The organism is Nocardioides sp. (assembly GCF_047606145.1).
Classification (GTDB): Bacteria; Actinomycetota; Actinomycetes; order Propionibacteriales; family Nocardioidaceae; genus Nocardioides.
On the sequence record NZ_JASGET010000172.1, the window covers coordinates 62,940 to 69,460 of the forward strand.

The following is a 6,521-nucleotide window of genomic DNA, read 5'->3' on the forward strand; positions in this document are numbered from 1 at the left end:
TGGTCGTGCCCGCCACCTCGGCGCAGGCCACCACGAGCAGGTCGGCGGAGGTCGATCAGGAGGAGTAGCGATGCCGCAGGAAGCCGCCCACCAGGTCGTCCTCTACGGGTTCGGCGAGGCCGGCCGGGCCTTCGCCCGGAGCGTGTCCGGGCGCGGCGTGCCGTTGGTGGCCTACGACCTGCAGTCGCGGCTGGAGGGCTATCAGGAGGCGGCCGACGAGCTGGGCGTGCGGCTGTGCCACGACGCCGGGAACGCACTCACCGGTGCGTCGACGGTCCTCTGCCTCGTCACCGCCGACCAGGCGCTGCCGGCGGCCCGGGCCGCGCGGGCTCATCTGCGGTCCGGGACGTGGTGGCTCGACGGCGACTCGTGCTCCCCCGGGACGAAACGGGCGGCGGCCGCGGAGATCGGCGTCGCCGGCGGGCGGTACGTCGACCTGGCGATCATGGCGCCGGTGCTTCCGGACGTGAGCCGGACGCAACTGCTGCTCGCCGGCCCGGACGCCGAGTCCGCCGACGAACTGCTGCGCGGGTGGGGGCTCAACTCCGGAGTGGCCGGCGAGAAGGTGGGCGACGCGTCGATGATCAAGATGCTTCGCTCGGTCATGGTCAAGGGGCGCGAGGCCCTGACGGCCGAGTGCGTGCTGGCGGCCGAGCGGGCCGGCGTCGCCGCGGCCGTGCTGGACTCGCTCCAGGCCACCGAGGGTGGCGGCGACATACGGGTCCGGTCGGCGTACAACCTCGAGCGGATGATGGTGCACGGCCGCCGGCGTGCGGCGGAGATGCGCGAGGTCGCGGCGACGCTACGTGAGCTCGGCCTGCCGGACCGGATGTCCGCGGCCGCCGCGGAGTGGCTCGACCAGGTCGCCGATCTCGGGCTCGCCGCCGAGGACGACGAGTCGCTGGGCGCCCGGGCCGGGCGGATCCTGGGGCAGATGGGCTGACCAGGTGCTCGGGCAGAGGCCCGGGTAGATCGCCTCCTGCCTGACCCCTCACACGAGCACGGCGCCGCGCCGAATCCAGGACGGACGGGCCGAACTCGCCGGCGTCCGCCCCGCGGGGCAGCTCACCGCCGACTACGATCCGCGGTAGTGGTACCCGACGTAGGGAGCGATGATGACGCCCACCCACCAGCCCGCCCGAGAGGACATGTTCGCCGTCGGTCTGTGGACCGTCGGCCGGCAGGGCGTCGGCGGGGCAACCCGCCCCGCGACGAACCGCTCGCTCGGTCTGCGGTGACGCTCGTCGCCGGGGTCGACTCCTCGACCCAGTCGTGCAAGGTCGTCGTGCGCGATGCCGAGACCGGTCGCCTGGTGCGGTCGGGATCGGCGCCGCACCCCGACGGCACCGAGGTGCACCCCGACCATTGGTGGGCGGCCCTGCAGCAGGCGGCCGAGGCGGCGGGCGGGTTGGACGACGTCGCCGCGATCGCGGTCGGCGCCCAGCAGCACGGCATGGTCTGCCTCGACGAGTCCGGCGACGTCGTACGCCCCGCGCTGCTGTGGAACGACACCCGCTCGGCCGATGCGGCGGCCGCGCTGACCGACGAGCTCGGCGCGGCGGCCTGGGCCGAGGCGACCGGGTCGGTCCCGGTGGCCAGCTTCACCGTCACCAAGCTGCGCTGGCTGGTCGAGCACGAGCCGGAGGCGGCGGCGCGTACGGCGGCGGTCTGCCTGCCGCACGACTGGCTGAGCTGGAAGCTGGCCGGCGCGCCCGGACCGGAGGCCCTGGTCACCGACCGGTCCGATGCCAGCGGCACCGGCTACTGGTCGCCGGTGTCGGGCGAGTACCGGCTCGATCTGCTGCACCGTGCCTTCGGGCGCGACGACGTGGTGCTGCCCCGGGTGGTCGCGCCCGCGCAATCCGCGCTGACGACAGCGGCCGGGGCCGCGATCGGACCCGGCTGTGGCGACAATGCCGGTGCCGCGCTGGGGCTCGGCGCGGGCCCGGGCGACGTGGTGGTCTCGATCGGCACCTCCGGCGTGGCCTGCGCGGTGGCCGAGGCACCGACGGCCGACCCGAGCGGGATCGTGGCCGGGTTCGCCGACGCCACCGGCCGGTACCTGCCGCTGGTGTGCACGCTGAACGCCGCTCGCGTGCTGTCCGCGACCGCGGAGCTGCTCGGGGTCGACCTCGACCGGCTCGCCGAGCTCGCACTCGCCGGGCCCGGCGGTGCCGACGGGCTCGTGCTGGTGCCCTATCTCGAGGGCGAGCGCACCCCGAACCGGCCGCACGCCAAGGGCGTCCTGCACGGGCTGACTCTCGGCAACGCCACCCCGGCACACCTCGCCCGGGCCGCCGTCGAGGGGCTGCTGTGCGGGTTGGCCGACGGGATCGACGCCCTCGTCGAGCAGGGGGTGAGGGTCGATCGGGTGCTGCTCATCGGCGGCGGTGCCCGCTCCGAGGCGGTGCGCAGGATCGGACCCGCCGTGCTCGGCCGACCCATCGTCGTCCCCGCACCCGGCGAGTACGTCGCCGACGGCGCCGCCCGCCAGGCCGCTTGGGTGGCCGGCGGCGCGCCCGAGCCACCGGCCTGGGACCTCGGCGAGGCCGCGTCGTACGTCGAGTGCGCCCAGCCGGCGATCCGCGCCCGCTACGCCGACGTCCGCGACCTCATCGAGCGGTGACCGCGCTCCCGCGATGGCCTCCGGGCCGGGCGACCCGGCCGGTGCGTGGGTCCCGGTCGGTGAGGCAGTACACGTGTCCCGACGGGGCGCGCAGCACCGTCCATGAGCCTTCCTCGGCGACCCGTTCTGCGCCGAGCCGCAGATGCCGTCCGACCTCGCCGCGCCGGTCGGTGACGGCCAGGTCGAGGTGGGCGCTCACCTCGGGCGCGTCATCGTCCAGCCGTTGCAGCAGCAGGCGTATCGGCCCGGCCGGATCCGGATCGCCCAGGAATGCGAACTCCGGCCGGCTGCTCGACTCCAGATCGCGTCCGGTGATCGCCTGCCAGAACCGCACCTCCGCGTCCCACAGTCGCGCCGGGATGTCGAGGCAGACCTGGTCGGCGGCGACGCCACCGGCGCGATGCAGGTGAGGACGGGCGGACGCGTCCCGGAGGGTGTGACAGAACAGCAGCCCGCCGGGCGACCGCATCACCACGACGTCGTGATACGTCCAGGCGACGGCGCCCCCGAGCTGGCGCGCGGTAGCCACCGCGGCCGCACGGTCCGACGTGTCGAGATCGAGATGGATCCGCGGTCCCGCAGGCACGGCCTGCAGCTTGAGCCACGGGTCGCCCTCGGCCGGAAGCAGCGTCACGAACTGACCGTCCTCGCCGCGCGCCGGCGAGACCTGCGTGCCAGTCACGGCAGACCAGAACTCCACCGCCTCGGCCCAGCGCTCCACAGGCGTGTCGAGAAAGAGATGGATCCACGCCGGCGGCATGCCGGCGATTGTGCCGCACACCCCATTCGCGACGCGTACTTTTCGGCCCCAGCCGTGATGGGATCTCGACACGTCCGTGGCACATCATCGTGCGGCCGCAACGAGGCCCCGGGCGGCAGCACGGTCGAGGCGCATTGGGTCCCTCGCCCGGAGCTGGCCGGACTGGAGACCGCGCCGTTCGTGCCCCGAGCGCTGGAGACACTCGGACGACATTAGATATCGGTCGCCGATTCTCTTCTGCCGCCCATGGACGATCCTGGACATCTCCAGGCCACGGTCCAGGCCTCCACACCGTCGACCGGCGACATCCCTCAATCGGCCAGCGGATACCCCTGCACGAAATCCGTCAGCCGGGCGAGCCGATCGGGGTCGGTGGACGGGATGACGCCGTGACCCAGATTGAAGATGTGGCCGGCCGCGGCGCGACCGGCCTCGAGGATCTCCCCCGCCCGGGCCAGCATCATCTCGGTGGAGGCGAAGACCAGGCTGGGGTCGAGGTTGCCCTGCACCACGCGTCCACCGACCTGGCCGATGGCGTGCGCGAGCGGCGTACGCCAGTCCACGCCGACCACGTCCGCACCGGCCTCGCCCATCTGCGCCAGCAGGAAGCCGGAGTTGACCCCGAAATGGATCCGCGGCACCCCGAGCGCACCGACCCGCGCCAACACCTGGGCGGAGTAGGGCTGTGCATACCGGGCGTAGTCCGCCGGGGTGAGTGCCCCGGCCCAGGAGTCGAAGAGCTGGACGGCACTCGCGCCGGCCGCCACCTGCACCTCGAGGAACGCCGCCGAGATGCCCGCGATCTTGTGCATCAGCGCCTCCCACACCTCGGGTGCGGCGTACATCAGCGCCTTGGTGAGCGCGTGCTCCTTCGACGGCCCGCCCTCGACCAGGTACGACGCCACCGTGAACGGCGCGCCGGCGAAGCCGATCAACGGGGTGCCGCCGTTGATCCCGGCCAGCTCGCCGACCAGGTCGCGCACCGCCGCGGTGACGTAGGGAACGTGCTCGGCGGTGAGGTCCGGGATCGCCGCCACGTCGGCCAACGTCCGCACCGGCGAGGCCACCACCGGGCCGACGCCGGGCTTGATGTCGAGGTCGACCCCGACCGCCTTGAGCGGCAGCACGATGTCGGAGTAGAAGATCGCCGCGTCCACGCCGTAGCGCCGTACCGGCTGCAGGGTGATCTCGGTGATCAGGTCGGCGCGCCGGCACGAGTCCAGCATGCCGATGCCCTCGCGCACCGCGAGGTACTCCGGCAGCGAACGTCCCGCCTGTCGCATGAACCACACCGGCGGATGGGACGGTCGCAGACCGCGCGCGGCGCGCAGGAAGGCGCTCTCGGCCAGCGGGTCGCCGGGTCGATCGCCGGATTGATCGTCGGGTCGATCGCCGGGTCGATCGTTGAGGGCATCGCGAGCGGTCACACCTCGGATCGTCGCACCCCTTCCGGCGTGTGCGCACATCCGCACCCACGACGGCGACCTAGGCTTATAGCATGGTCGTGCGGGAGGAGACGCGCCCGGATGAGGGTGCGCGAAGCACGCCTCGCGTGTTCCGGGACGCCGTGGCGCAGATGAACACGGCACGGCTGCGTCCCGAGCTGTTCGTCGAGCAGATGCCGGCGCCACAGCGGATCGCGCCGTACGCCGCCGCTCTCTCCGCCGACGTCACGGTCTCCGGCGAGGATGTCGCCACCGGCCGTCTGATCCTGCTGCACGACCCGGCCGGCAACGACGCCTGGGGCGCCATCGGCCCGGACACCGGCACGTTCCGGTTGGTCGCCTACGCCCGCGCCGAGGTGGAGGCCGAGGTGGCGGTCGACCCGATGCTCACCCGGGTGGGCTGGTCCTGGCTGCTCGAGGCGCTCGAGGCGCATGGTGCCGCCTTCGGCGCCGCGTCCGGCACCGTCACCCGGGTGGCGACCGAGAGCTTCGGCGCGATGGCGGACGAGGAGACCAGCGCCCAGCTCGAGGTGCGGGCCTCCTGGACGCCGCTGAGCTCCGCCGACCTGGCCTCCCACGTCGAGGCCTGGGGCGAGCTGTTGTGCACCGCCGCCGGCCTCGAGCCGGTCCCCGAGGGCGTCGCGCTGATGCCGAGCCGTCGAGGACAGCGAGGCGCGTGATCGAGTCGGCCACCAACCCCGGCGCCGGGGCCGAGCCCTCGGCTGGGATCGAGTCGCCCGAGACGACCGGGCCGACGGAACCGGCCGGAGACGAGCTCGCTCCGCTGCTCGAGCTGCGCGACGGCCTGGGTGAGGTGACCGACACCGACGAGGGACTCCTCGCCGCCACTGCCGCGCTGGCCGCCGGCACCGGCCCGGTCGCGGTGGACGCCGAGCGCGCCTCGGGCTACCGCTACTCCGCCCGCGCCTATCTCATCCAGCTGCGCCGCGAGGGTGCCGGGACCTGGTTGATCGACCCGATCGGGCTCAGCACCACCGCTCCGCTGGTCGAGGCGCTGGCCGGCACCGAGTGGATCCTGCATGCCGCGACCCAGGACCTGCCCTGCCTGGCCGAGCTCGGCCTGCACCCCGACGCGCTCTTCGACACCGAGCTGGCCGGCCGGCTGCTCGGCTACCCGCGGGTCGGACTGGCCACGCTGGTGGAGACGGTGCTCGGCTTCCGGCTGAAGAAGGAGCACTCCGCCGCCGACTGGTCGACCCGGCCGCTCCCGCGCGCCTGGCTCGAGTACGCCGCACTCGACGTGGAGGTGCTCATCGAGCTGCGGGACGCGCTCGCCGCCGAGCTGCGCGAGCAGGGCAAGGAGGAGTGGGCCGAGGAGGAGTTCGAGGCGCTGCGTGGCTTCGAGCCGACCCCGCGCGTCGACGCCTGGCGCCGTACCTCCGGCATGCATCGGGTCAAGGGGCGTCGCGAGCTCGCCGCGGTCAAGGCGCTGTGGGAGACCAGGAACCGACTGGCCGAGGAGCATGACGTCACTCCCGGCCGGATCCTGCCCGACTCCGCCATCGTCGCCGCCGCCCAGGCACTGCCCACCACCCGGGGCGCACTGCTGGGCACACCCGGGTTCCACGGTCGCGGAGCCGGCCGATACGCCGCCGCCTGGCTGACGGCGATCGCCGACGTGCTCGCCCTGCCCGAGCGGTCCCTGCCCGCCCGCGCGCCCCGGGGCGAC

General features: G+C 73.8%; 6 protein-coding genes. 4 read left to right on the forward strand and 2 right to left on the reverse strand.

Annotation, left to right across the window (positions count from 1 at the left end; translation table 11 throughout):
* Positions 1–70 precede the first annotated feature (70 nt).
* Both QM638_RS23330 and xylB read left to right on the forward strand, forming a co-directional pair.
* Positions 71–943: a DUF1932 domain-containing protein gene (locus QM638_RS23330; protein WP_415146133.1), complete on the forward strand. Its 873-nt coding sequence runs from the start codon at positions 71–73 to the stop codon at positions 941–943.
* A 291-nt stretch (positions 944–1,234) separates the two neighbouring features.
* On the forward strand, positions 1,235–2,626 hold the full coding sequence (gene xylB, locus QM638_RS23335) for a xylulokinase (RefSeq protein ID WP_415146135.1): 1,392 nt from the start codon (positions 1,235–1,237) through the stop codon (positions 2,624–2,626).
* On the opposite strand, the gene QM638_RS23340 is transcribed toward xylB, so the two are convergent.
* A complete protein-coding gene (locus QM638_RS23340; RefSeq protein WP_415146137.1) occupies positions 2,613–3,386 on the reverse strand; it encodes a VOC family protein in 774 nt (257 codons plus the stop codon). The genes xylB and QM638_RS23340 overlap by 14 nt on opposite strands.
* Positions 3,387–3,697: 311 nt before the next feature.
* Positions 3,698–4,735 (reverse strand): uroporphyrinogen decarboxylase, encoded by a 1,038-nt coding sequence (gene hemE / locus QM638_RS23345; RefSeq protein WP_415146145.1) that lies wholly within the window; start codon positions 4,733–4,735, stop codon positions 3,698–3,700.
* A 149-nt stretch (positions 4,736–4,884) separates the two neighbouring features.
* On the opposite strand from hemE, the gene QM638_RS23350 reads away from it, so the two are divergent.
* Positions 4,885–5,511 carry a DUF3000 domain-containing protein gene (locus tag QM638_RS23350; RefSeq protein ID WP_415146139.1) on the forward strand — a complete coding sequence of 209 codons (627 nt, stop codon included), beginning with the start codon at positions 4,885–4,887 and terminating at the stop codon, positions 5,509–5,511.
* The coding region (locus tag QM638_RS23355) for an HRDC domain-containing protein (RefSeq protein WP_415146141.1) at positions 5,508–6,521 on the forward strand (1,014 nt) is incomplete at its 3' end. The genes QM638_RS23350 and QM638_RS23355, both read left to right, overlap by 4 nt.